The sequence below is a fragment of the Xanthomonas sp. WHRI 6108 genome, assembly GCF_040202385.2.
Taxonomy (GTDB): Bacteria; Pseudomonadota; Gammaproteobacteria; order Xanthomonadales; family Xanthomonadaceae; genus Xanthomonas; species Xanthomonas arboricola.
Genome location: NZ_CP168198.1, coordinates 1,901,238 through 1,922,560, shown reverse-complemented (window position 1 = coordinate 1,922,560; position 21,323 = coordinate 1,901,238). Strand labels below are relative to the sequence as shown.

General features: G+C 66.4%; 22 protein-coding genes. 5 read left to right on the top strand and 17 right to left on the bottom strand.

The genetic code is table 11. The annotated features are described in order from the left end of the window. Positions 1 to 76: 76 nt before the first annotated feature. Entirely contained in the window at positions 77 to 2,017 is a 1,941-nt protein-coding gene (gene ftsH / locus ABQ039_RS08365) for an ATP-dependent zinc metalloprotease FtsH (RefSeq protein ID WP_024939575.1), read from the bottom strand. A 61-nt stretch (positions 2,018 to 2,078) separates the two neighbouring features. Then, positions 2,079 to 2,711 carry a 23S rRNA (uridine(2552)-2'-O)-methyltransferase RlmE gene (gene rlmE / locus ABQ039_RS08360; protein WP_349777868.1) on the bottom strand — a complete coding sequence of 211 codons (633 nt, stop codon included), beginning with the start codon at positions 2,709 to 2,711 and terminating at the stop codon, positions 2,079 to 2,081. 65 nt (positions 2,712 to 2,776) lie between these two features. Here rlmE and yhbY point away from each other — a divergent pair, with 65 nt between their 5' ends. Continuing rightward, entirely contained in the window at positions 2,777 to 3,082 is a 306-nt protein-coding gene (gene yhbY / locus ABQ039_RS08355; protein ID WP_024939574.1) for a ribosome assembly RNA-binding protein YhbY, read from the top strand. A gap of 15 nt (positions 3,083 to 3,097) precedes the next feature. Further along, positions 3,098 to 3,478 (top strand): Mth938-like domain-containing protein, encoded by a 381-nt coding sequence (locus tag ABQ039_RS08350; protein WP_349777869.1) that lies wholly within the window; start codon positions 3,098 to 3,100, stop codon positions 3,476 to 3,478. 174 nt (positions 3,479 to 3,652) lie between these two features. Here ABQ039_RS08350 and ABQ039_RS08345 read toward each other — a convergent pair whose 3' ends face one another. Genes ABQ039_RS08345 through surE form a run of 4 tightly spaced genes read right to left on the bottom strand, consistent with a single transcriptional unit; the run spans position 3,653 to position 6,512 of the window. Then, the gene (locus ABQ039_RS08345; RefSeq protein WP_226426427.1) at positions 3,653 to 4,429 is read right to left on the bottom strand and encodes a peptidoglycan DD-metalloendopeptidase family protein; all 777 of its coding nucleotides are present in this window, start codon (positions 4,427 to 4,429) and stop codon (positions 3,653 to 3,655) included. Continuing rightward, on the bottom strand, positions 4,426 to 5,040 hold the full coding sequence (locus ABQ039_RS08340; RefSeq protein ID WP_016904009.1) for a YqaA family protein: 615 nt from the start codon (positions 5,038 to 5,040) through the stop codon (positions 4,426 to 4,428). Before ABQ039_RS08340 ends, ABQ039_RS08345 begins: the two co-directional genes overlap by 4 nt. An 18-nt stretch (positions 5,041 to 5,058) precedes the next feature. Further along, positions 5,059 to 5,736: a protein-L-isoaspartate(D-aspartate) O-methyltransferase gene (locus ABQ039_RS08335; RefSeq protein ID WP_016904010.1), complete on the bottom strand. Its 678-nt coding sequence runs from the start codon at positions 5,734 to 5,736 to the stop codon at positions 5,059 to 5,061. After that, positions 5,733 to 6,512 (bottom strand): 5'/3'-nucleotidase SurE, encoded by a 780-nt coding sequence (surE, locus tag ABQ039_RS08330; protein WP_024939572.1) that lies wholly within the window; start codon positions 6,510 to 6,512, stop codon positions 5,733 to 5,735. The genes ABQ039_RS08335 and surE overlap by 4 nt, the downstream gene beginning before the upstream one ends. A 99-nt stretch (positions 6,513 to 6,611) precedes the next feature. On the opposite strand from surE, the gene ABQ039_RS08325 reads away from it, so the two are divergent. Further along, positions 6,612 to 7,151, top strand: coding sequence for a Smr/MutS family protein (locus ABQ039_RS08325; RefSeq protein WP_039527819.1), 540 nt, complete (start codon positions 6,612 to 6,614; stop codon positions 7,149 to 7,151). 136 nt (positions 7,152 to 7,287) lie between these two features. Here ABQ039_RS08325 and truD read toward each other — a convergent pair whose 3' ends face one another. The 9 genes from truD to ABQ039_RS08280 all read right to left on the bottom strand — a co-directional run bounded on the left by truD (position 7,288) and on the right by ABQ039_RS08280 (position 15,207). Beyond that, positions 7,288 to 8,397, bottom strand: coding sequence for a tRNA pseudouridine(13) synthase TruD (gene truD / locus ABQ039_RS08320; protein WP_349777870.1), 1,110 nt, complete (start codon positions 8,395 to 8,397; stop codon positions 7,288 to 7,290). 247 nt (positions 8,398 to 8,644) lie between these two features. After that, positions 8,645 to 9,136 carry a 2-C-methyl-D-erythritol 2,4-cyclodiphosphate synthase gene (gene ispF / locus ABQ039_RS08315; RefSeq protein ID WP_065032327.1) on the bottom strand — a complete coding sequence of 164 codons (492 nt, stop codon included), beginning with the start codon at positions 9,134 to 9,136 and terminating at the stop codon, positions 8,645 to 8,647. Positions 9,137 to 9,151: 15 nt separating this feature from the next. Further along, positions 9,152 to 9,952, bottom strand: a complete 801-nt coding sequence (gene ispD / locus ABQ039_RS08310) for a 2-C-methyl-D-erythritol 4-phosphate cytidylyltransferase (protein WP_349777871.1) — start codon at positions 9,950 to 9,952, stop codon at positions 9,152 to 9,154. Beyond that, complete coding sequence (gene ftsB, locus ABQ039_RS08305; protein ID WP_349777872.1) at positions 9,949 to 10,305, bottom strand: cell division protein FtsB; 357 nt, start codon at positions 10,303 to 10,305, stop codon at positions 9,949 to 9,951. The genes ispD and ftsB overlap by 4 nt, the downstream gene beginning before the upstream one ends. 3 nt (positions 10,306 to 10,308) lie before the next feature. Then, positions 10,309 to 11,601 (bottom strand): phosphopyruvate hydratase, encoded by a 1,293-nt coding sequence (eno, locus tag ABQ039_RS08300; protein ID WP_016904017.1) that lies wholly within the window; start codon positions 11,599 to 11,601, stop codon positions 10,309 to 10,311. A gap of 123 nt (positions 11,602 to 11,724) precedes the next feature. Further along, positions 11,725 to 11,967 (bottom strand): hypothetical protein, encoded by a 243-nt coding sequence (locus ABQ039_RS08295; protein ID WP_024939566.1) that lies wholly within the window; start codon positions 11,965 to 11,967, stop codon positions 11,725 to 11,727. Positions 11,968 to 12,083: 116 nt separating this feature from the next. Next, positions 12,084 to 12,914, bottom strand: coding sequence for a 3-deoxy-8-phosphooctulonate synthase (gene kdsA / locus ABQ039_RS08290; RefSeq protein WP_006453321.1), 831 nt, complete (start codon positions 12,912 to 12,914; stop codon positions 12,084 to 12,086). A gap of 203 nt (positions 12,915 to 13,117) precedes the next feature. Then, positions 13,118 to 14,782 carry a CTP synthase gene (locus ABQ039_RS08285; protein WP_024939564.1) on the bottom strand — a complete coding sequence of 555 codons (1,665 nt, stop codon included), beginning with the start codon at positions 14,780 to 14,782 and terminating at the stop codon, positions 13,118 to 13,120. A 176-nt stretch (positions 14,783 to 14,958) separates the two neighbouring features. Further along, positions 14,959 to 15,207 (bottom strand): hypothetical protein, encoded by a 249-nt coding sequence (locus ABQ039_RS08280; protein ID WP_024939563.1) that lies wholly within the window; start codon positions 15,205 to 15,207, stop codon positions 14,959 to 14,961. Between the two features lie 162 nt (positions 15,208 to 15,369). Here ABQ039_RS08280 and parE point away from each other — a divergent pair, with 162 nt between their 5' ends. Together parE and ABQ039_RS08270 are read left to right on the top strand one after the other, a co-directional pair. Further along, the gene (gene parE / locus ABQ039_RS08275) at positions 15,370 to 17,259 is read left to right on the top strand and encodes a DNA topoisomerase IV subunit B (protein WP_046342354.1); all 1,890 of its coding nucleotides are present in this window, start codon (positions 15,370 to 15,372) and stop codon (positions 17,257 to 17,259) included. 306 nt (positions 17,260 to 17,565) lie between these two features. Then, complete coding sequence (locus ABQ039_RS08270) at positions 17,566 to 19,068, top strand: S10 family peptidase (RefSeq protein ID WP_349777873.1); 1,503 nt, start codon at positions 17,566 to 17,568, stop codon at positions 19,066 to 19,068. 239 nt (positions 19,069 to 19,307) lie between these two features. Here ABQ039_RS08270 and ABQ039_RS08265 read toward each other — a convergent pair whose 3' ends face one another. Together ABQ039_RS08265 and ABQ039_RS08260 are read right to left on the bottom strand one after the other, a co-directional pair. Further along, entirely contained in the window at positions 19,308 to 20,069 is a 762-nt protein-coding gene (locus ABQ039_RS08265; RefSeq protein WP_104647466.1) for a YdcF family protein, read from the bottom strand. Positions 20,070 to 20,186: 117 nt separating this feature from the next. Then, positions 20,187 to 21,314, bottom strand: a complete 1,128-nt coding sequence (locus ABQ039_RS08260; RefSeq protein WP_024939559.1) for an inorganic phosphate transporter — start codon at positions 21,312 to 21,314, stop codon at positions 20,187 to 20,189. Positions 21,315 to 21,323: the final 9 nt, after the last annotated feature.

Genomic DNA, 21,323 nt, shown 5'->3' with positions numbered 1-21,323 from the left:
CGTCGCTACAACGCATCAAGGCCGGGAATCGCTTCCCGGCCTTGATGGATGCTGCTGCAGCTGACCGATGCGTCGGTTACAGCTGCTCGGCCGGCCCGGCGATCGGCGGCAACGGACGCGGGCTGCCCTTGTCGTTGTTGTTGCCACCGTCCTTGTCGGACTTGCCCCAACCCGCCGGCGGCGGCGGCTCGCGGCCTTCCATGATGGCGTCGATCTGCGGCACGTCGATGGTCTCGTACTGCAGCAGCAGCTGCGACATCGCGTGCAGCTTGTCCAGGTTCTCGGTGAGGATGGCCTTGGTCTTGCTGTAAGCCTTGTCCAGGATCGAGCGCACCACTTCGTCGATCTTGCGCGCGGTCTCGTCGGAAACGTTCTTGTGCTGGGTGACCGAGCGCCCCAGGAACACCTCGTCCTCCTCCTCGCCGTAGGCCACCGGGCCGAGCTCGTCGGACAGGCCCCACTTGGTCACCATGTTGCGTGCCATTTTGGTCGCACGCTCGATGTCGTTGGACGCGCCGGTGGTGACCTTGTCGCCACCGAAGATCAGTTCTTCGGCAACGCGGCCGCCGTACAGCGAGCACAGCTGCGACTCGATCGCCACGCGATTCATCGAGTAGCGGTCGCCCTCGGGCAGGTACATGGTCACGCCCAGCGCACGACCACGCGGAATGATGGTGACCTTGTAGACCGGGTCATGCTCGGGCACCAGACGGCCGACAATGGCGTGGCCTGCCTCGTGGTACGCGGTGAGCGTCTTCTCGTCCTCGCTCATGGCCATCGAGCGGCGCTCGGCACCCATCAGAATCTTGTCGCGGGCACGATCGAAGTGGTCCATGCGGACTTCCTTCTCGCTGCCGCGTGCGGCAAACAACGCCGCCTCGTTGCACAGGTTGGCCAGGTCGGCACCGGAAAAGCCCGGCGTACCGCGTGCGATGACCATCGGCACCACGTCGTCGGCCAGCGGCAGCTTGCGCATGTGCACACGCAGGATCTGCTCGCGCCCCTTGACGTCCGGCAGGCCGACCACGACCTGGCGGTCGAAACGGCCCGGACGCAGCAGCGCCGGATCCAGCACGTCGGGACGGTTGGTCGCGGCGATCACGATCACGCCTTCGCCGCCTTCGAAACCGTCCATCTCGACCAGCAATTGGTTCAAGGTCTGCTCGCGCTCGTCATGCCCGCCGCCCAGACCGGCGCCGCGATGACGGCCCACCGCATCGATTTCGTCGATGAAGATGATGCATGGCGCATGCTTCTTGGCCTGCTCGAACATGTCGCGCACGCGGCTGGCACCCACGCCGACAAACATTTCCACGAAGTCCGAGCCGGAGATGCTGAAGAACGGTACCTTGGCCTCGCCGGCGATCGCCTTGGCGAGCAGCGTCTTGCCGGTACCGGGCGGGCCGACCATCAACACGCCGCGCGGGATCTTGCCGCCCAGCTTGGTGAACTTGGTCGGGTCGCGCAGGAAGTCGACCAGCTCGCCGACTTCTTCCTTGGCCTCGTCGCAGCCGGCGACGTCGGCGAAGGTGATCTTGACCTGGTCCTCGCCCTGCAGCTTGGCGCGCGACTTGCCGAAGCTCATTGCGCCCTTGGCGCCACCGCCACCGCCCTGCATCTGGCGCATGATGAATAGCCAGAAGCCGATGATCAGGATGACCGGAAGGAAATTGAGCACCAACGACCAGAAGCCGGGCCCGGTGGAGGGCTTCTGGCGGGTCATTTCGATGTTCTTGCTATACAGCACGTCGACCAGCTTGTCGTCGCGCGGACCGTAGACGGTGGCTTCGCTGCCGTCGGTGCGCTTGAAGCGGATCGCGTTGACCGCCAGGTTGGTCTCGTCGGTGTAGTCCACCGATTTGACGCGGCCCGAGTCCACTTCCTTCAGGAACTGGGTGTAGGTGATCGAGTCGGGGCCGACACCGCCCGCCATCCGCGGCGAAAAGCTCTGGAAGACGACCATCAGCACAACCGCGACGACCACCCACAGCAGCAGATTCTTGGTCAAGTCGTTCATCCTCATTGGCTCCGGTGCCCTCTACTCTTCAAATTCTTGAAACACGGTGGTCATTGGCAGCTTACTTGATCTGGGCACGCTTGCCCTGACCGAGCGCATAAACTTCCGGGGAACGCTTGCGCGAGGCCGCCGGCTTGCGAATCGTCACCTTGTCATAGCGGCGGCGAAGCTCACGAATGTAATCGTCGGACCCGACACCCTGGAACAGCTTGATCAGGAACGCCCCGCCCGGTTTGAGGTGGGTGTCGGCAAATTCCATCGCCAGTTCCGCCAGGTGCATCATCCGCGGTTGGTCGACCGCATCCATGCCACTCTTATTGGGGGCCATATCGGACAGCACAAGGTCCACCGGCACATCGCCCAGCATCGCCTCGAATTCCGATAGGACGGTTTGCTCCCTGAAGTCGCCGTGAAGGAACTCCACGCCGGCCAGCGGCGGCATCTCCAGGATATCCAGCGCCACCACCCGGCCGCTGTCGCCCATGGACTTGCGTACCTGTTGCGACCAACCGCCTGGCGCCGCGCCCAGGTCGACCACCACCATGCCCGGCTTGAGCAGGCGGCCGCGCTGGAGCAGTTCTTCCAGCTTGTAGGCCGCACGCGAGCGCATGCCTTCGGCCTGCGCCTTCTTGACGAACGGATCGGCGAAGTGTTCCTTGAGCCAGCGCTGGCTGCTTTTACTACGGGAAGGCATCGGCAAAGGGGTCTGAACGGGTCGCCATGATACCCTGAACACCCTTTGCTGCCCTTTGATCCTGCATGTCCATTGTTCTCACCTCCGCCCAGAACCGTTTCCTGCGCGGCCAGGCCCACGATCTCAAGGCACTGCTGCAAACCGGCGGCAAAGGGGTCACGCCGGCATTTCTGGCCGAACTCGAGGAAGTGCTCGAGCGCCACGAACTGATCAAGGTGAAGGTGACATCGGAGGATCGCGAGGCCCGTGACGCCATGATTGCCGAACTGACCGAGCAGACCGGCAGCGCGCTGGTGCAGCGGATCGGCCATGTCGCCATCCTGTACCGCCCCAGCAAGGAAAAGCGTCAGATCGTGCTGCCGCGCGGCTGACCCGACGAGTTCGATATGCCCTTAAGCCAGGAACACCCCGACTACACCTATGCGCTGCGCGCGGCCGATGGCCGCCACGCCAAGGTGAACGATCAGATTCTGCAGCGCAGCTTCATCCTGATGCCCGACGAGCTGGTGGAAGGCTGGCCGGTCTCCGGCCTGGAACAGCTCCAGGTCGCGCATATGGACGCGGTGCTGGCGCTCGCCCCGGCGGTGATCCTGCTCGGCACCGGCGAGCGGCAGCAGTTCCCGAAGACGGACGTGCTGGCAGCCTGCCTGACCCGCGGCATCGGCCTGGAAGCGATGACCAATGCGGCCGCGGCACGCACCTACAACGTGCTGGCCAGCGAAGGCCGCCGGGTGGCACTGGCGATGATCCTGGAAGACCGGGATTAGGGAGTCGGGATTGGGGATTCGCAGCTGCAGGCTGGAGCAGATGTCGCTCTCATGCCAACAGCAGGAGCGACACCCCAAGCAATCTTCAGGCCGCTAGAACGCGTCTTCCACGCGGCAGCATCAGCCCAGCGCCGTTGCCGTTGCCGTTGCGAATCCCAAATCCCAAATCCCGATTCACTTCTTAGGCAGATACAGCAGCGGATCCACCGGCTTGCCGTTGTAGCGGATCTCGAAGTGCAGCATGTCGCGGGCGGCGCCGCTGCGGCCCATCTCGGCGATCTGCTGGCCGGCCTTGACGCTCTGGCCTTCGTTGAGCAGGCGCTTGCGGTTGTGCCCGTAGGCGGACAACCACTGGTCGTTGTGCTTGATGATGATCAGCTCGCCGTAGCCGACCAGGCCGGCGCCGGAGTACACCACCACACCGTCGGCCGCGGCACGCACCGCCTGCCCGCTGGCGCCGGCAATATCCACGCCCTGCTTGGTGGTCTCGCCGCTGACGAAGGTGCCGACCACCACGCCGTCGGCTGGCCAGCGCCACGGAAATCCGCTACTGACCGGTGCTGCGATCGGGGCACTCGGGCGCGGCGGAACCACCGTGCCGGCGCTGGCCGCGCCACCGCCCGGCCTGCTGGCTCCGGGCGGATAGAGCTTGAGGGTCTGGCCGGGATAGATGGTGTTCGGCGAGGACAGGCCATTCCAGGCCGCCAGGTCCGGCGCGGTGATGTTGGTCCGACGCGAGATGGCGTATAGCGTGTCGCCGCGCTGCACGGTGACGGTCGCACCCGGGCGCGGCACCGACGGACGCGGCGCCGCGGACGGACGCGCGGACGCCGAACCGCCGCCGGCTCCGGGTGAACGCACCACCGTGGCGCTGCTGCAGGCGCCCAGCCCGACGGCGACTGCGAGCAGGACTGCTGTCTTACGTACCGAGTTCATCTGCAACTTGCTCATCCGTTGGTTGTCTTCCACACCAGCCAGCCCGCGCCCACCGCCAGGACGGCCATGGCCACCCAGCCCAGCGGCTCGATCCAGCGATGCAACGCGGCCTCGGCACGCGCCCCACCCAGCCGGATCGCGCCGGCCACCAGGTAAACGCGCTTGCCGCGCCCCACCAGCATGCTGGCAATGAAGGGCAGGATCGGCACGCCGACCACGCCCGAGGCCCAGGTAAAGATCTTCAACGGGATCGGGGTAAAGCCCACCAGCACCAGCGCCCAGAAGGCCTTCCACGGCGAATCGGCGACCAGCGTGCGCAGCGTCTCGATCTGCGCCTGGATCTTGGCGCTCCAGCCCAGCCATTCGATCAGCGGCTGCAAGGCGGCGAAGGCGAAATGGCCCAGCAGATAACCGACCAGCGCGCCGCAGACCGAGCCGATCAGGCTCAAGGTGGCGAACCACAGGGCGCGCCTGGGTTCGGCCAGCGACATCGGCGCCAGCATCACCTCCGGCGGTACCGGGAAGATGAAGCCCTCCACGAAACTGAGGCCGGTCAGCAGCGCCGGAGCGCGGCGATTGCGCGACCAGCGAATGGCCACGTCGTACAACGGCCCGAAGATCTTCATCGAAAAACTCTCATGGATTCAATCCAGCATGCCCGACAACAGTGGGACGAACGTGACCGGCGCCAGAACCTGCTGCTCGATCGCGCCGTCGGCAGCGCGCGTGAGTTGCACCAGTGATTGCGACGAGGCGCCACCGACCGGGGCGACCAGCCGCCCGCCGACCGCCAGCTGATCGACCAGCGCGTCGACCAGCGCCGGGGCGGCGGCGGTGACCACGATGGCATCGTAAGGGCCATGTTCGGGCCAGCCGATGCGGCCATCGTCGTGCTTGCTGCGCACGTTCATGCCCAGATGGCGGAAGCGCTTGCGCGCCTGCCGCAGCAGGTCGCCGATGCGCTCGACGGTGTACACCTCCAGCCCCAGCGCGGCGAGGATCGCGCCCTGGTAGCCGGAGCCGGTGCCCACTTCGAGCACTTTGGTCGGGCCGACCTGCAGCACCGCCTCGGTCATGCGTGCGACCACCCAGGGCTGCGAGATGGTCTGGCCGTGGCCGATCGGCAAGGCAGTGTCTTCATAGGCACGCGAGGCCAGCGCTTCGTCGATGAACAGATGGCGCGGCACGGTGCGCACCGCGTTGAGCGTGGCCTCGTCCTGGATACCGGCCTCGCGCAGGCGCTCGACCAGCCGGTCGCGCACGCGTTGCGAGGTCATGCCGATCCCGACCGATTCCGGTTGCAGCCGCAGCCTCGGCGTCATGCCGGCGTATCCAGCGCGGCGGTCAGGCCGCCCACCCAGCCGGCCACCGTCTCCAGCGCCTGATAGCGGGTCAGGTCGACATGGATCGGGGTGATCGAGATATGCCCGGTGCGCACGGCATGGAAGTCGGTGCCGGCGCCGGCGTCCTGCTCCGGCCCGGCCGGGCCGATCCAGTACACGGTGCGGCCGCGCGGGTCGCGCTGCGGCACGCAGGGCTCGGACCGATGGCGGTTGCCCAGCCGGGTGACCTCGAAACCGAGCACCTCCGACCAGGCTAGGTCCGGCACGTTGACGTTGAGGATGGTATCGGCGGGCAACGGGTCGGACTTCAGCCGTGCCACGATCTCCACCGCGGCGCGCGCGGCGGTTTCGTAGTGATGCGCTTCGTGATTGTGCGTCACCAGCGAGACCGCCACCGCCGGCAGGCCGAGGAAGCGGCCTTCCATCGCGGCGGACACGGTGCCCGAATAGATCACGTCGTCGCCGAGATTGGCCGAGTTGTTGATGCCGGAGACCACAATGTCCGGGTCGTAATCGAGCATGCCGGTCAGCGCCAGATGCACGCAGTCGGTCGGCGTGCCGGCAACCGCGCAGGTCTGCGCGTCGATGCGGCGGGTGCGGATCGGCACATCCAGCGTCAGCGAGTTGCTGGCGCCGGAACGGTCGCGGTCGGGCGCGACCACCATCACTTCATGACCGGCATGGCGCAGCGCCTCGGCCAAAATCTGGATGCCGGGGGCGTCGACACCGTCGTCGTTGCTAACCAGTACGCGCATGGGACTCCTCGGAAAACCGGGTCATGATACCGGATGCGTCCGCGCCCTTCGCGCTTGATCTTCGCTTGCGCCTGAGGTTGGGCAGGTTAGGCTGTGAGCATGTCGCATCCTGAAGACGAAGACGACGGCGCGCTGTTCCGCGCAGCGATCGGCGCGGTCAAGCCGATTCGTGAAGTCGCCCCACCGGCCAATGCCAAGCCGCGCCCCAAGCCGCGCGCGCGCATGGCCGAGCGCGACGATGCGGAAGCGCACACCGAATTCGCGCGTCTGCTGCGCGACAGTGCGCCGCTGGAGGCGGGCGATACCGCCAGCTACCGGCGCGAGAATCTTCCCACCCGATTGTTTCAGCGGCTCAAGCGCGGTCAGTTCTCGATCCAGGACGAACTGGACCTGCATGGCGCTACCGCCGCGCAGGCCGAATCCCTGCTGCGGCAGTTCCTGCTGGAAGCGCATGCGCACGACCATGGCTGCGTGCGCATCATCCACGGCAAGGGGCTGCAGTCGGACAACGGCGCGCCGGTGTTGAAAAACCTGATGGATCGCCTGCTGCGTCAGCGCAACGATGTGCTGGCGTTTCATTCCGCGCCGGCCACGCAAGGTGGCACCGGAGCATTGCTGGTGTTGCTGGCGCGGCGTTAGCGCCGATTGGGCGATGGGTCGCCGATGTAGGCATGCGCTTGTGCAAAGGACGTGTTGATGGGCAGGCCTGTCGCGGCCAGGTCCGCTCCTACGGCGGTGACGTGTTTGCCGGGCAGCCGACGACCACTGGATAGACCTAGGCGTCGGGACGCGTGCCGGCGTTGAGACGGCCGGCGTCGCTGACCTCGCCGAGCTCCCACAGCACCGCGGTGGCGTAGCAGCCCGGCGGCAGTGCGAATTCGATCTGCAGGCTATCCGCATCCAGCCAGCGATACGCCAACTGTTGCGGACGCAAGCGCAGTGCGCGGCGCTCCTGCTTCAAGCCCGCGGCCTCCAGGCCTTGTCGCAGCACCTCCGATTGCGGATCGGACAACGCGCCCTGCTCCACCGCCGCGGCCTGCCCGGTCGAACGCAGCTCACCGGCGCCCCACAACGGCCCGCTGGGATGGATATCGAAGCGCGCCAGACGCTCTGCCAGTACATCGGTGAACGGTTCGGGGCCGAACACGCTGCGCGAGCCATCCAGCATCCACGCCTCGCCATCCAGCGCGGTGTCCCAGTTGCCCTGCTCCACGCGAGCGGTGAGCACCCGATTGAACAACGCCGAGCGCGCCGCCGACAGCAGCATCGAGCGTTGGTCGTTGCGCAGCCGCCGCCGGGATGCCGGCGCCGCTGACAAGGTGCCGTCGGCATTGGACACATAACCGAACATCGCCAGCGCGGAGGCCACGTTGCCGCCATCGCGGCCGAAGCGCTGTTCGCCAAACCAGTTCGGGATACCGCGCGCGGCGATCGCCTGCAGGCGCTGTTCGATCGCCGCACGCTCGCCGTGCACCTGGCGCAACGTCAACACGAAACGATTGCCCAGCAGTGCGCCGCGTTGCAGCTTGCGGTTGTGCCAGGTGCTGGCGATGACCTGCATCTCATCGTCGTCGAGCGCGGCGAGCTCCGGCGCGATGCGCTTGGGCAGATGCACGCTGAAGCGCTGCGTGGTCACCGCATGGCGGTCCTTCAGCCCGGCGTAGCTGACGCCCATCTCGGCGATTCCGGCCCACTGCGCGAGTTTCTTTGCGATATAGGCGGTGTTCTGCCCACGCTTGCGGATGGTGAGCAACAGGTGCTCACCCTCGCCGGTTGGCTCGAAGGCCGGCAGCTCATCGACCTGAAAATCTTCGGGCGTGCTGCGCATTGCCGCGCCGAGGACCGCAGCGCCATGCGCGCGCGGCAGAACAGAGGTGTCGCTCATGCTGTGATTTACCTTCGCGCCGACAGGTCGTGCGCTATGTGCCGAATGCCTCGGCGCGGTGGTGTCGCGGTGCGACGCCAAGACGAGCCCGGCGCAGGTAACCGCGATCTGGAGCGGCTGGAACAGCTGGCCGGCAGTGGCCGGATGCGTGGACGGCAGGCTCAGCACTGCAGGGTATGCGGGATGATCGCCATGCCCGGCACCGTCCATGCCACCGACGGTGCGCGCAGGCGTTTGTCAGTCGCGGTCAGCCGGCGATCCTGCCGAGCAAGACTGCCGCTTGCGCAGCGATGCCCTCGCTGCGGCCGGTGAAGCCGAGTTTTTCGCTGGTGGTGGCCTTGACGCTGACTGCATCGAGTTCGATCGCCAGCAGGCCGGCGATGCGTTCGCGCATCGCCAGTGCATGCGGGCCGATCTTGGGACGCTCGCAGATCACGGTGACATCGGCATTGCCGACCCGCCAGCCACGCTCGCGCAGCAAGTGATCACAATGCTGCAGGAACTGCGCGCTGTCGGCGTCCTTCCAGCGCGCGTCGGACGGCGGGAAGTGCTGACCGATATCGCCCAGCGCCAGCGCGCCCAGCATCGCATCGCATAGCGCATGCAACACCACGTCGCCATCGCTGTGCGCGAGCACGCCATGGCTGTGCGCGACGCGCACGCCGCCCAGCATCACGTGGTCGCCCGCACCGAACGCGTGCACGTCGTAGCCCTGACCGATTCGAAAATTGAAAGACATGGTAATCCGTGGTGATTAGGGAGCGTCGGCGTCGTGGTGGGCACCAGCGGACAGCGCATCGGTGTGGCCAACGACCGCCCCGGCGCGCGGGCCGGTTGCAGGCGACTGGGCATCCACTGCAACACCTCGGCGCGCCAGTTCGAATTCGAAGCGCGCCAGATCCGTTGGCGTGGTCACCTTGAAGTTGTCTTCGGCACCTTCCACCAGCAACGGGCGCAATCCCAGCCGCTCCATCGCCATCGCCTCGTCGGTCACGTCCACCCCGGCCGCCGACGCCTCGGTGAGGCCGCGGATCAGTTGATGGCGACGGAACAGCTGCGGGGTCAACGCACGCCACAACCGCTCGCGTGGCTCGGTGGCATCGATGCCGCCATCGTCGCCGGCCCGCTTGAGCGTGTCGCGCACCGGCGCAGCCAGGATCGCGCCGACCGGATCGCCGCGGCCGATCTCCAGCAGACGCTCCAGATCGGCCAGCGCCAGATTGGGCCGCGCGGCATCGTGCACCAGCACAAAGTCATCGGCCCGCACGCTCTCCGGCAAGGCCAGCAATCCGGCCAGTACCGATGCCGCACGTGTCCCCCCGCCGACGCAGGTCAGCACCGGCTTGCCCTGCACCGAGGTCCAGCCAGGCCAATCCGCATCGTCGGGCGCGATGGCCACCACGATGCCGGCCACCACCGGATGCGCGGCAAGCGCCGCCAGCGTATAGGCCATCAGCGGTTGCCCGGCAGCGGACAGATATTGCTTGGGGGTCTGCCCACCGAAGCGCGTGCCGCGCCCGGCGGCCGGCACGATCGCCCAGATCGAACCGGTCATGGTTGTTCCGCCGGAGCGTCAGGCTCGACGGGCGCAGCGGACGGCGCGGCCACTGCGGGCGGCAGCGGCGGTGCATCCTCGACCACGCGATAGAACGTCTCGCCCGGTTTGATCATGCCCAGTTCGCTGCGCGCGCGCTCTTCGATTGCCGCCTCGCCGTCCTTCAAATCCTTCACCTCTGCTGCCAACGCCTGGTTGCGTTGGCGCAGACCTTCGTTGTCCTGTGTCTGATGCGCGACCTGGGCTTCCAGCATCATCACTTCGCCGGAATTCCCAGGCCCGAACCAGAAGCGGTACTGCAGCCAAGCCAGCAGCATCGCCAGCACCAGCAGTAGCCAGCGCCAGTTGCGCACGGCTTAGCGCTTGAGCGAAACGAACGCGTCGCGGCCGGCGTAACGCGCGCCGGAGCCCAGCGCCTGCTCGATGCGCAGCAACTGGTTGTACTTGGCGACGCGGTCGCTGCGGCACAGCGAGCCGGTCTTGATCTGCGTGGCGGTGGTGGCCACGGCGATGTCGGCGATGGTGGTGTCTTCGGTTTCGCCCGAGCGGTGCGAGACGATCGAGGCATAGTTGGCCGCATGCGCCATCGCAATGGCTTCCAGCGTCTCGGTCAGCGTGCCGATCTGGTTGACCTTGATCAGGATCGCGTTGGCGGTGCCCGAGTCGATGCCCTGCTTGAAGATCTTCGGGTTGGTGACGAACAGATCGTCGCCGACCAGCTGCACCTTCTTGCCGACGCGGTCGGTGAGCAGCTTCCAGCCGGCCCAGTCGTCCTCGGCCAGGCCGTCTTCGATGCTGATGATCGGGTACTGCGCGACCCAGTCGGCCAGGAAGTCGACGAACTGCTCGCTGGTCAGGCGCTTGTTCTCGCCAACCAGGTTGTACTTGCCGTTGTCGTAGAACTCGCTGGAGGCCACGTCCAGGCCCAGCAGCACGTCTTCGCCGGCGGTGTAGCCGGCCTTGCCGATCGCCTCGAGGATGGTGTCCAGCGCTTCGACGTTGCTGCGGAAGTCCGGCGCAAAGCCGCCTTCGTCGCCCACCGCCGTGCTCAGGCCGTGACCCTTGAGCACCGACTTGAGCGCGTGGAAGATTTCGGTGCCGGCACGCAGCGCTTCGGAGAACGAGCTGCAGCCGACCGGCAGCACCATGAACTCCTGGAAGTCGACGTTGTTGTCGGCATGCGCGCCGCCGTTGATGATGTTCATCATCGGCACCGGCAGTGCGACGTCAGACTCGGTGATGGTGGACAGGTACTGCCACAGCGGCTGCTTGCGCGAGGCGGCCACCGCATGCGCGGCGGCCAGCGACACACCCAGCAGCGCGTTCGCGCCCAGGCGGCCCTTGTTCTCGGTGCCGTCCAGGTCGATCAGGCGGCGATCCAGACCCTGCTGGTCGGCCGCGTCGAAGCCCTTGAGCGTCTCGGCGATGGTGCCGTTGACGTTCTGCACCGCATGCAGCACGCCCTTGCCCAGGTAGCGGGTCTTGTCGCCATCGCGCAGTTCCACCGCTTCCTTGGTGCCGGTCGAGGCGCCCGAGGGCACGGCAGCGCGGCCGAACGAGCCGTCGTCCAGCGTGACTTCGGCCTCCAGCGTGGGGTTGCCGCGGGAGTCGAGGATTTCGCGGGCGAGGATCTTGGCGATAGTGGTCATAGGTCGATCGGTTACCAGTAAGGGGGAAGTACACCGGAAACAAGCTGCGGGATTATCGCCGCACACCGGCACATTGCCAAATCGCGTGAAGCTGCCGCACGCAACAGGCCGGCAAGCATGCTGCTAGGCCATCAAGCCCAGCAGCGGTAAACCAGACAGCAGCAGCAAGACCGACAGCAACACCAACGCAAAGATCGCTGCGCCGGATTGGCGAGCCAGCCGCAACGCCAGCGGGCCGGCGATCAGGCAACTTGTGATCGCCACCGCGGCCAGCAGCAGCGTGACCAGCATTGGCACCCGCGTGGCCTGCATGGCATGGTCGCCGTCACCCGGCATGCCGATGCTGGCAGCGACCAGAAACACCATTGCGGCCATACACGCCCACGCGGCGATCGATGCGACCAGCGCGATCCAGCCCCAGGGCCAGTGGCGCCACTGCCGACGCTGGCGCTGCGACGCGGCCAGCGCCCAGGGATCGGAACTCATGCGAAGCGCGCGAACCCGTGCTTCTTGGTGACGGCATCCAGTTCCATCAGGGTCTCGAGCAGCTCTTCCATGCGGTCCAGCGGCCAGGCGTTGGGGCCATCCGACAAGGCCTTGGACGGGTCTGGATGGGTTTCGGCAAACAGGCCGGAAATGCCCACCGCCACCGCCGCGCGCGCCAGCACCGGCACGAATTCGCGCTGGCCGCCGGAACTGCTGCCCTGCCCGCCCGGCAACTGCACCGAATGGGTGGCATCGAACACCACCGGGCAGCCGGTGTCGCGCATGACGCTCAGCGAGCGCATGTCGCTGACCAGATTGTTGTAGCCGAACGAGGCGCCACGCTCGCAGACCATGATCTGCTCGTTGCCGGTCGACTTGGCCTTGTCGACCACCGGCTTCATGTCCCACGGCGCCAGGAATTGGCCCTTCTTGATGTTGACCGGCTTGCCGGCGGCGCAGACGTTCTTGATGAAATCGGTCTGGCGCACCAGGAAGGCCGGGGTCTGCAGCACGTCGACGACGGCGGCGACCTCGTTCATCGGGGTGTATTCGTGCACGTCGGTCAGCACCGGCACGCCGATCTGCTGCTTTACCGCAGCCAGCACCTTCAGGCCCTCTTCCAGGCCCGGGCCGCGAAAGCTGGTACCGGAGGTGCGGTTGGCCTTGTCGAAGCTCGACTTGAAGATGAAGTTGATCCCCAGCTTGCCGGTGATCTCCTTGAGCTTGCCGGCCACGTCGAGCTGCAGCTGCATCGACTCGATCACGCAGGGGCCGGCGATCAGGAACAACGGCTGATCCAGGCCAACGTCAAAGTCACACAGTTTCATCAGGTCACCTATTGATTAAAGCCCCTCTCCCGTCGGGAGAGGGGCTGGTGTGCGGGTACGGTTGCGAAGCGCTGCTGAAGTGCGATGGTTTGCCCTGGCTGACGCGTGGCGACGCGTTCGTCATGGCTGCCATCTTCCGGTGCGTTGCGGCGCCCCTCATCCGGCGCTGCGCGCCGGCTTCTCCCGACGGGAGAAGGAGCGGCTCAGGCACGCGCTTCCTTCAGCAGTTTTCCGCCCGCCTTCTTCTCGCGCGCAGCGCGCACGAAGCCGATGAACAGCGGATGCCCGTCGCGCGGGGTGGACAGGAATTCCGGATGCGCCTGGCAGGCCAGGAACCACGGGTGCGCATCGCGCGGCAGCTCCACCATCTCCACCAGCGTGTCGTCCATCGACTTGCCGGAGATCACCAGGCCGGCGTCTTCCAGCTGGGTGCGGTAGCGGTTGTTGAACTCGTAGCGGTGGCGGTGACGCTCGGCGACCACATCCTTGCCGTACACCTCGCGCGCCAGCGTGCCCGGCTTGAGCCGCTGCTCCTGCAGACCCAGCCGCATGGTGCCGCCCAGGTCGGACTTCTCGTCGCGCTTTTCCACTTCGCCGGTGGCGGTGCGCCATTCGGTGATCAGGCCGATCACCGGGTGCGGCGACTGGCGATCGTTCTCGGTGCTGTTGGCTGCGTCCAGATCGGCCACGTGGCGGGCATAGTCCACCACCGCCGCCTGCATGCCGTAGCAGATGCCGAAGTACGGCACCTTGTGCTCGCGCGCATATTTGGAGGTGAGCACCTTGCCTTCGAAACCACGGTCGCCGAAGCCGCCCGGCACCAGGATGCCGTCGATATCCTGCAGCGCAGCCATGTCGCTGCCCTCCAGATCCTGCGCTTCCAGCCACTTCAGGTTGACCTTGGTGCGCTGGCGCAGACCGCCGTGGCGCAGCGCTTCGGCCACCGACTTGTAGGCGTCCTGGTGGTCGACGTACTTGCCGACCACCGCAATGGTGACCTCGTCCAGCGGGTGCTTGACCGCATCCACCACCGCAGCCCATTCGGACAGGTCGGGCGCAGCCACCTTGTCGCGCAGCTTGAACTGATCGATGACCAGTTCGTCCAGGCCCTGGCGACGCAGCTCCAGCGGCATGCCGTACAGCACGTCGATATCGGGGCAGCTGATCACCGCGCGCTCGGAGACGTTGGTGAACAGCGCGATCTTGCGGCGCTCCGAATCCGGTACCGCCTGCTCGGAACGGCACAGCAGCACGTCCGGCTGGATGCCGATCGAGCGCAGCTCCTTGACCGAATGCTGGGTCGGCTTGGTCTTCAACTCACCGGCGGCGGCGATGTACGGCACCAGGGTGAGGTGCATGAACATGGCCTTTTCGGCACCACGCTCGGTGCGCACCTGGCGGATTGCTTCCAGGAACGGCAGCGACTCGATATCGCCGACGGTGCCACCGATCTCGATCAGCGCCACGTCGAACCCGGCGGTGGCCTCGTCGATGCAACGGCGGATCTCGTCGGTGATGTGCGGGATCACCTGCACGGTGGCGCCCAGGTAATCGCCGCGACGCTCCTTCCGGATCACGTTCTCGTAGATCCGGCCGGTGGTGACCGAGTTCTTGCGCGACAGCCGCGTGCGCACGTAGCGCTCGTAGTGACCCAGATCCAGATCGGTCTCGGCGCCGTCGTCGGTGACGTAGACCTCGCCATGCTGGAACGGGCTCATCGTGCCCGGGTCCACATTGATGTACGGGTCCAGCTTCATCATCGTGACCTTCAGGCCACGCGCTTCCAGAATGGAGGCAAGCGAAGCGGCGGCAATGCCCTTGCCTAGCGAGGACACTACGCCGCCGGTAACAAAAATCAGGGGGGTCATGGGGCTTGAAGCCTCCCGGAAAGCCATAGTTTAGCGGGTGACGGGCGAATGCCCAAGGGTTGCGTGACGATCATGTCGTCACAGCGGCGAAAAACGCGCTGCGCCTGGCGCCCAAATGCAGACGCCCCGACCAAGGCCGGGGCGTCCGTGTGGCGTTGTGCCGTCGCGCGATGGAATCAGCGCGCCGGCTTTTCTTCTTCCTCTTCCTCGCGCGTGGCGGCGTCGGCCTTGGGCTTGTGTGCCGCGGCGGCGGCGCGGCGCTCGGCCTTGCGCTCGGCTTCGGTCTTGGCCTTGGCGTCGTCGGCCTTCTGCGCGCTGGCGCCGGCGCCCTGCCCGGTCTGCTGGGGAGCGGCCTGGGCCATGGCAGGAAGCGCGGCCACTGCGGCAGCACCGAGGGTGAGCATCAGGATGTGCTTGAACTTCATGGTGTCCTCCGGGTTCGGTGACATCCTCAGGTGGGGACGTTTGGTTCCGAATCCAACGCCAGGGTATCCAGCCGCACCCCGCCCTGCACTGAACGCCTGTCGCGTGCAAAAAATCGGCTCAGCCCCCACACTTGCGCGTCGTTTCACGTGCCAACGAGATGCATGAACACCCGTTATAACGCCGCCGATATTGAAGTGCTGTCGGGCCTGGACCCGGTCAAACGCCGCCCTGGCATGTATACCGACACTGCGCGCCCGAACCATCTGGCGCAGGAAGTGATCGACAACTCGGTCGACGAGGCGCTGGCCGGTCACGCCAGGCAGGTCGAAGTGACCCTGTACAAGGACGGCAGCTGCGAGGTGTCCGACGACGGCCGCGGCATGCCGGTGGACATGCACCCGGAAGAAAAGATTCCCGGTGTCGAGCTGATCCTGACCCGGCTGCATGCCGGCGGCAAGTTCAGCAACCGCAACTACACCTTCTCCGGCGGCCTGCATGGCGTGGGCGTGAGCGTGGTCAATGCGCTGTCGACCAAGGTCGAGCTGTTCATCAAGCGCGAAGGCAGCGAGCACCGCATGGAGTTCCGCGACGGCCACGCCGCCTCCAAGCTGGAAGTGGTCGGCACCGTCGGCAAGAAGAACACCGGCACGCGGCTGCGCTTCTGGGCCGATCCGAAGTACTTCGACACGCCCAAGTTCAACGTGCGTGCGCTGCGCCATCTGCTGCGCGCCAAAGCCGTGCTGTGCCCGGGCCTGACCGTCAAGCTGCACGACGAGGCCACCGGCGAGCAGGACAGCTGGTACTTCGAGAACGGCCTGCGCGACTACCTCAAGGGCGAGATGGCCGCGCACGAGATGCTGCCGGCCGACCTGTTCGTGGGCAGCCTGAAGAAGGACACCGAGATCGTCGACTGGGCCGCGGCCTGGGTACCGGAAGGCGAACTGGTGCAGGAAAGCTATGTCAACCTGATCCCGACCGCGCAGCACGGCACCCACGTCAACGGCCTGCGTTCGGGCCTGACTGATGCGTTGCGCGAGTTCTGCGACTTCCGCAACCTGCTGCCGCGCGGGGTCAAGCTGGCGCCGGAAGACGTATGGGACCGGGTCACCTTCGTGCTCAGCCTGAAGATGACCGACCCGCAGTTCTCCGGGCAGACCAAGGAACGCCTGTCCTCGCGCCAGGCCGCCGGCTTCATCGAAGGCGCCGCGCACGATGCCTTCAGCCTGTATCTGAATCAGAACGTGGAGATCGGCGAGAAGATCGCGCAGATCGCCATCGACCGCGCCAGTGCGCGCCTGAAGACCGAAAAGCAGATCGTCCGCAAGAAGGTCACCCAGGGTCCGGCCCTGCCCGGCAAGCTGGCCGACTGCATCAGCCAGGATCTGTCGCGCACCGAACTGTTCCTGGTCGAGGGCGACTCGGCCGGCGGCTCGGCCAAGCAGGCCCGCGACAAGGACTTCCAGGCGATCCTGCCGCTGCGCGGCAAGATCCTCAACACCTGGGAAGTGGCATCGGGCAGCGTGCTGGCCTCCGAGGAAGTGCACAACCTGGCGATTGCGATCGGCTGCGACCCGGGCAAGGACGACATCACCGGGCTGCGTTACGGCAAGGTGGTGATCCTGGCCGATGCGGACTCCGACGGCCTGCATATCGCGACCTTGCTGACCGCGCTGTTCCTGCAGCATTTCCCTGCGCTGGTCGCGGCCGGCCACGTGTTCGTGGCAATGCCGCCGCTGTTCCGCGTGGACGTGGGCAAGCAGGTGTTCTACGCGCTGGACGAAGAGGAAAAGACCACGCTGCTGGACAAGATCGCGCGCGAGAAGCTCAAGGGCCAGGTCAGCGTCACCCGCTTCAAGGGCCTGGGCGAGATGAATCCGCAACAGCTGCGCGAATCGACCATCCACCCGGATACGCGTCGCCTGGTGCAGCTGACCATCGACGATGGCGAACAGACCCGCTCGCTGATGGACATGCTGCTGGCGAAAAAGCGCGCCGGCGACCGCAAGCAGTGGCTGGAGACCAAGGGCGATCTGGCGTCGCTGGAGGTTTGAGTTCGCTGAAAGTCTGAAAACACCAAGCAGCGAAAGCTTCGCCCTCCAGCGGGGCGAGAAGGCACTGCGTGCGCAGGTCTCTTCGAGCGCCCGCGCTGCCAATCCGGGCCGGGGGTGCGAAGCGGAAGTTGGGGTGAGGGTGAAGCCGATCCCCACCCTTCGGCTCAGACGACTGCCTGCAGCGGCACATGCTGCTCCAAGCCAGGCGGGCCACGTCGGCCAACGCGACACACATGCCTTTGTGCACATCCACCCGACGCCATCGGCGGCCTAGCATCGTCGCTCCCTGCCGAATCTCCGATGCTCATGCCCTGCTTCCTCCGTGCCAGCCTGCTGGCCTGCGTCCTGCTCAGCGGAACCGCGCTGGCCGACGCGCCCGACAAGAACGCTGCAAAAACCGACACCACGTCCGATGCCGCGGCCGCCAAACCCGCGCCACTGCCGGCCGATGCCAGCGTGCGGCAAAGCACCCGCGTGGGTGGGCGCACGCTGAGTTACACCGCAACCGTCGGCACGCTGCCGGTGCGCGATGCGCAGGGCAAGACCACCGGCGAGGTGGTGTTCACCGCCTACACCGTCGATGGCAAGGACCGCCCGGTGACCTTCGCGCTGAATGGCGGCCCCGGTGCGTCGTCGGTGTATCTGAACATGGGCGCGATCGGACCCAAGGTGGTCGGTTTCGGCGCCGAAGGCGACAGCGCCTCCGCGCCGGCGGCGCTGCGCGATAACCCCGGCACCTGGCTGGACTTCACCGACCTGGTGTTCATCGACCCGGTCGGCACCGGCTTCAGCCGCGCCCTGATCGGCGACGACGAGGCCAAGAAACAGTTCTACAACCCGCAGGCCGACGTGGAATATCTCTCGCGTGTGGTCTACGACTGGTTGCTGAAGAACCGCCGCCTGCAGGCACGCAAGTACCTGGTCGGCGAAAGCTACGGCGGCTTCCGCGGCCCGCGCATCACCCAGTACCTGCAGACCCGGCTGGGCGTGGCGATGAACGGCGTGGTGCTAGTGTCGCCGTATCTCAATCCCACCCTCGACGACAACAGCGATGTGTCGCCGCTGGCCTGGATGATGACGCTGCCCTCGATCGCCGCCGCACACCTGGAACGCCAGGGCCAGCTCAGCGACACGGCGATGCGCCAGGTGATCGATTACACCCGCGGCGACTACGCGGTGGCGCTGATGAAGGGCCGTACCGACCCGCAGGCGACCGAGGCGATGCTGCAGCAGGTCACCCGCATGACCGGGCTGGACGCGACCTATGTGCGCCGCTCCGGCGGGCGCCTGGAAACCCAGGCCTACCTGCGCGAGGTATTCCGCGACAAGGGCGAGCTGGGCAGCCGCTACGACGCCAACGTGACCGCGTTCGACCCCTTCCCCAACGATCCCGAGCAGCGCGCCAACGACCCGCTGCTGGACAGCATCATCGCGCCGACCACCACCGCGATGGTGGACTTCGTCACCCGCGTGGTCGGCTGGAAGGTCGATGCGCGTTATCAGGCGCTCAATTACGACGTCAACACGCTATGGGACTGGAACGACGAACTGCGCAAGGGCGCGGTCACCCAGCTGCGCCAGTCGGTGGCGATCGACCCCAAGCTGCGCGTATTGATCGCGCATGGCTGGAACGATCTCTCCTGCCCGTTCATGGGCTCGGTGCTGACGGTGGACCAGATGCCGACGATGGGCAGCGACCCCAAGCGCGTACAGGTGCGCGAATATCCCGGCGGCCACATGTTCTACAACCGCGCCGACAGCCAGGCCGCATTCCGCAACGACGTCAAGACGATGTACGAAACCCGCTGAGCACCACCATCGCCGGCCGCACACGCGGCGGGCGATGCATTACGCCAGCCGCAACTAAATGCGCAACCAACCGCGCTGCCACCAAGCAGCGCAATCCCCTCCCGACCGCCGCGCACACGCATTGCACCGCCAATCCGAAGGGGCACCAGGCGCCGCTGAATCAAATCAGCCGCACATACCAGGCAGCGCACCAGCTGCTACGAATCCCGAATCCAGAATCCCCATTCCCGATTCCCCATTCACAACGCCCCAGCCCGAACAGCCTCCACATTCCACCCCAGCCACTCGTAAACCCGATAGCGCGCAATGCCCAGGTACTCGTGCAAGGCGACATCGGCCACGGTGAAGTTGTAGCTCTGCGGCAACCACGCCCAGGACGCGGTCAACCAGTCCGAGCGTACCGGCGTGGCATCGATGCCGAAGTGGCGGAAGTACAGCTCGGCACGCCGCAGATGCGTGGCCGAGGACACCAGCACGACCCGATCGGGGCGGTATTGGCGCAGCAACGGCTGGCTGAACTGCGCGTTCTGCCAGGTGTTCATGCTGGACGGCTCCATGATCAGGTCGGCCTGGGCGATGCCCAGCCCGATCAGCACCTTTCGATACACCACCGCCTCGGACAGGCCCAGCCCGCGGGCGTCGCCGCCGCTGATCTCGATCTTGCAGTCGCCGCCGTGCGCACGGCACTGCCGGTACAGCCGCGCCGACTCGACGATGCGGCCGTAGGCGAACATGTTGGCCTCGGCGGTGGCGTCGGGGCCATCCGGCCGCACCGTGCCCGCGCCCAGCAGCACGATCATGTTGCGTGCGCGCCAGTCGTTGAAATCGTTGACGCCGGTCTGCTGCAGCCCGTGCAGCATCCAGCTCGCCAACGGGCCGCAGCCCACCAGCAGCAGCAACGCCAATGTGGCCGCTGCCAGCGCACGCGCGCTGCGCCGCCAGCGCCTGCGGCCGATCAGCCAGGACAGCAAGAACAGCACGCACACCAGCGCAAGCATCATCGGCGCGTTTCCTCAGGCAGGACGCGTTGGCACATCAGGGTCGAACGGGGGGCCTGCAGGGCACGCCGCGGTTGGCGCGCATGCTCGCCCACCGAGGTGACCACAGCACGACATCGCTCAGGTCCAGCCGAACCATTCGAAGCAGCGCAGGATCAGATACGCCACTCCGCCAGCGGCCGGGATGGTCAGGATCCAGGCCCAGACGATGCGCTCGATCACACCCAGCCGCAGCGAGCGCGGGTTCTTGGCAAAGCCCACGCCCATGATCGCGGTGGAAATGCTGTGCGTGGTCGACACCGGCATGCCGAAGTGCGCGGCCACGGTCAGCACGGTGGCCGAGCTGGTTTCTGCGGCAAAGCCGTGGATGGGATGCAGCTTGACCATCTTGTGGCCGAGCGTCTTGATGATCTTCCAGCCGCCCGAGGCGGTGCCGGCGGCCATCACCACCGCACAGGTCAGCACGATCCACATCGGAATGCCGGCACCCGCGGCCAGGCCGGTGCCCGGATGCAGGAACGACAGCCAGCTCGGCAGATCGTCCAACGCACCGGCCGACTGCGCGCCGATCAGGGTCATGGCGATGATGCCCATGGTCTTCTGCGCGTCGTTGTGGCCGTGGGCATAGCCCATGTAGGCGGCCGAAGCGATCTGCGCCTTGCCGAAGAACGCATTGACCCAGCGCGGACGCGCCAGCCGCCCGATTGGCCCGCCCAGCCGGGCCATGCCGGCGATGATCGCCCACAGCAGCAGCATCACCACGATACCGAGCAGGAAGCCGGCGATCGGCGAGGTGATCATCGGCACGAACACCTTCCACAACAGGCCCTTGTTCTTGGCCCAGTTGCCGATGTTTTCCGACCAGATCAAGGCGTTCCAGTTGTTGTGCGCGGCCGCCAGGCCGGCGCCGCACAGCCCGCCGATCAAGGCGTGCGAGGACGACGACGGCAGGCCCTTCCACCAGGTGATCAGGTTCCAGATGATCCCGCCCAGCAGCGCGCACAGGATCACCTGCGGGGTGACTTCGACCACCTCGGTGTTGAGCAGGCCGGAGGCGATCGTCAATGCCACTGCGGTGCCGGTGAGCGCGCCGATCAGGTTCATGCCGGCGGCCAGCATCACCGCCCAGCCCGGCGACAGCACTTTGGTGGCGACCACGGTGGCGATGGAGTTGGCGGTGTCGTGGAAGCCGTTGATGAACTCGAACACCAACGCCGCCAGGATCACCACCAGAACTAGGGTAAGCACGCGGCGACC

Coding starts and splice junctions, on each gene's coding strand:
- ABQ039_RS08285 (WP_024939564.1), bottom strand. CDS start 14,782: ATGACCCCCCTGATTTTTGTTACCGGCGGCGTAGTGTCCTCGCTAGGC.
- eno (WP_016904017.1), bottom strand. CDS start 11,601: ATGACCACTATCGCCAAGATCCTCGCCCGCGAAATCCTCGACTCCCGC.
- ABQ039_RS08265 (WP_104647466.1), bottom strand. CDS start 20,069: ATGATGCTTGCGCTGGTGTGCGTGCTGTTCTTGCTGTCCTGGCTGATC.
- kdsA (WP_006453321.1), bottom strand. CDS start 12,914: ATGAAACTGTGTGACTTTGACGTTGGCCTGGATCAGCCGTTGTTCCTG.
- ABQ039_RS08340 (WP_016904009.1), bottom strand. CDS start 5,040: ATGAAGATCTTCGGGCCGTTGTACGACGTGGCCATTCGCTGGTCGCGC.
- ispF (WP_065032327.1), bottom strand. CDS start 9,136: ATGTCTTTCAATTTTCGAATCGGTCAGGGCTACGACGTGCACGCGTTC.
- ABQ039_RS08270 (WP_349777873.1), top strand. CDS start 17,566: ATGCCCTGCTTCCTCCGTGCCAGCCTGCTGGCCTGCGTCCTGCTCAGC.
- truD (WP_349777870.1), bottom strand. CDS start 8,397: ATGAGCGACACCTCTGTTCTGCCGCGCGCGCATGGCGCTGCGGTCCTC.
- ABQ039_RS08295 (WP_024939566.1), bottom strand. CDS start 11,967: ATGGTGTTTCTGGTCGCTGCCAGCATCGGCATGCCGGGTGACGGCGAC.
- ispD (WP_349777871.1), bottom strand. CDS start 9,952: ATGACCGGTTCGATCTGGGCGATCGTGCCGGCCGCCGGGCGCGGCACG.
- parE (WP_046342354.1), top strand. CDS start 15,370: ATGAACACCCGTTATAACGCCGCCGATATTGAAGTGCTGTCGGGCCTG.
- ABQ039_RS08335 (WP_016904010.1), bottom strand. CDS start 5,736: ATGACGCCGAGGCTGCGGCTGCAACCGGAATCGGTCGGGATCGGCATG.
- ftsH (WP_024939575.1), bottom strand. CDS start 2,017: ATGAACGACTTGACCAAGAATCTGCTGCTGTGGGTGGTCGTCGCGGTT.
- ABQ039_RS08280 (WP_024939563.1), bottom strand. CDS start 15,207: ATGAAGTTCAAGCACATCCTGATGCTCACCCTCGGTGCTGCCGCAGTG.
- ABQ039_RS08350 (WP_349777869.1), top strand. CDS start 3,098: ATGCCCTTAAGCCAGGAACACCCCGACTACACCTATGCGCTGCGCGCG.
- rlmE (WP_349777868.1), bottom strand. CDS start 2,711: ATGCCTTCCCGTAGTAAAAGCAGCCAGCGCTGGCTCAAGGAACACTTC.
- ABQ039_RS08345 (WP_226426427.1), bottom strand. CDS start 4,429: ATGAGCAAGTTGCAGATGAACTCGGTACGTAAGACAGCAGTCCTGCTC.
- ABQ039_RS08325 (WP_039527819.1), top strand. CDS start 6,612: ATGTCGCATCCTGAAGACGAAGACGACGGCGCGCTGTTCCGCGCAGCG.
- surE (WP_024939572.1), bottom strand. CDS start 6,512: ATGCGCGTACTGGTTAGCAACGACGACGGTGTCGACGCCCCCGGCATC.
- yhbY (WP_024939574.1), top strand. CDS start 2,777: ATGTCCATTGTTCTCACCTCCGCCCAGAACCGTTTCCTGCGCGGCCAG.